This window comes from Candidatus Marithrix sp. Canyon 246, assembly GCF_001723685.1.
GTDB lineage: Bacteria > Pseudomonadota > Gammaproteobacteria > Beggiatoales > Beggiatoaceae > Marithrix.
On record NZ_MCBX01000034.1, the window covers coordinates 1 to 2055 of the forward strand.

Genomic DNA, 2055 nt, shown 5'->3' on the forward strand with positions numbered 1-2055 from the left:
TGAAGAAGAGGAAAATGAACAACCACCAACAGAAATTTCATCAAAAGCCATTTACGATTCTTCAACAAATACATTATCTTTAGAAGGTATTTTAGTTCCTTTTATAGATGAATTTACGGGCAAAGCAACTGATAAAAAAGGAATCTTTGATGTTCAATTAGAAGAAAAAACCAAACTTGTATTTCAAGTGATTCCTTGGAGTATAAATGTCAAGGGAACGCTTGAAGGAGAAAATATTAGCGGCTATATCTTGTATCATCACAAAACTAGATCAGTTGAGATTCCTTGCTTTAAAGTTACTACTATTGCACCACTTGGTGGAATTGAAGGAGAGGCTGTATATTATAAGGATGTAATTATGAAGCAGCGGCATCTGGATTATCCGATATTTCATGTTGAGGATATGACTGAAACTGATAGTTGTAAATAAATAAACCTGTCAGGTTTGCTACAATTAAAGTCATTTAACATAAAACCTAACACTAGCAGTAGTAAATGGCGCATCAGAGTCACTCCAAATCTTGGCTTGAGCTGTGTGTGTTCCCAGTTCTAAGTTCCATAACAATTGTCGTTGTTTAGCTGAACTTGTAGCTATCACTTTTCCATCCATTAACCATTCTATCTTTTTAGCTTGTAAATCTGTATTCGATAGGCGTAAGGCAAATGCTTCATTTTCATCAGGTATTCGCGGATCCATTGCTATTTGTAAGCCCGGGCTTGGTTGAGTTAAATATATCTTTTTTATGGGTTTATTCTCAATTACTGTCGCTGGTTCTGTGCCGGGTATAAACCATTCCATACGACTTGGACAATTTCCAGTGGCAAGTTCTCCAGTTTTACGGCAAATCTGCATTTGAACTAATTTTGGACTTAGATATAATGCTCGTGTTTTATTATAACGGTTTAGTTCATTAAATACTGCTCGCAAAACTAAAGCTGAACCGGATGATCCAGACACTTGTAACATTGGTTGTTGATCTAAATTGCCTAGCCATACTCCTACTGTATAATTGGAATTAAATCCAACTGCCCAAGCATCTCGATAATCATTAGAAGTACCTGTTTTAACAGCAGTTTGAACTGGTAAGCGTAATAAAGCACTTACGCCAAATTCTAAGCGGCGAGCATCTGAATCAGATAAAATATCTGCAATTATCGAAGTTATTTCAGGGCTAAATATATGTCTAGTTTTAGAACTTCGAGCATTGGCTAATACTTTTAAAGCTGAAAAATTACCTTGATTAGCTAAGCTAGTATATGCTTGCACTAATTCAAGCAAAGTTACAGCACCATTACCCAAAGCCAAACCTTCACCATAATAATCATAATGAGCGGTTAAACTGGTAAAGCCTAAGCGATGTAAAGTTTGCAAAAAATTTGCAACTCCAAGAGATTTAATCGCGCGAATTGCTGGAATATTCAAAGAGTTACCAAGCGCATCACGCATACGAATTGGACCATAATGATGGCGACTATAATTACGAAAACTATGTAAACCAGTACCTACTGCTTGAGCTAATGGGCTATCATCAATTAAAGAGGCGGCTGTCCAAGAATTTTTTAATGCCAAAGCATATAAAAATGGTTTCAGCGTCGAACCGGGTTGACGTGGTGTAGTAACAGCGTCAATTTGATTGGAAGAAAATTTGCCAGCATTAACCCATGCTAAAATTTGACGTGTCTTATTATCTACAACTAATACTGCCCCGTTATTAACCTTTTTATGTTTTAAATCTTGCACTCGTTGATCAAGGATTGTTTGCACTTTTTGTTGAATATTACCATCCAAAGTTGTATGTAAACGCCCAGAGGTTTTTTCTAATGCTTGATTGGTTTGTGATACATAATTGACAAAATGAGCCGCTTGAATGGGTAAATGAGAAGCTCGTATTTGTAGCGGCGTTTTCAGAATGGCTTCATAATCAATTTGAGTAATGACATTGGCTTTTAATGCTAATTTAGCTAATCTAGCAATAGGGGCTTCAATTTTTATAACACCTTTGTGTAAATCTAAGCGGCTAGGGGCGCGAATCAAAACTGCTAATGCCATCATTT

At 36.4% G+C, this 2055-nt stretch carries 2 protein-coding genes; one reads left to right on the forward strand and one right to left on the reverse strand.

The features are described from left to right. Nucleotides 1–430 (forward strand): hypothetical protein (locus BHU68_RS17375; protein ID WP_171900410.1); only part of this gene is annotated, 430 nt, incomplete at its 5' end. 30 nt (nt 431–460) lie between these two features. On the opposite strand, the gene BHU68_RS12200 is transcribed toward BHU68_RS17375, so the two are convergent. Further along, nucleotides 461–2055 (reverse strand): penicillin-binding transpeptidase domain-containing protein (locus BHU68_RS12200; RefSeq protein ID WP_069473115.1); only part of this gene is annotated, 1595 nt, incomplete at its 5' end.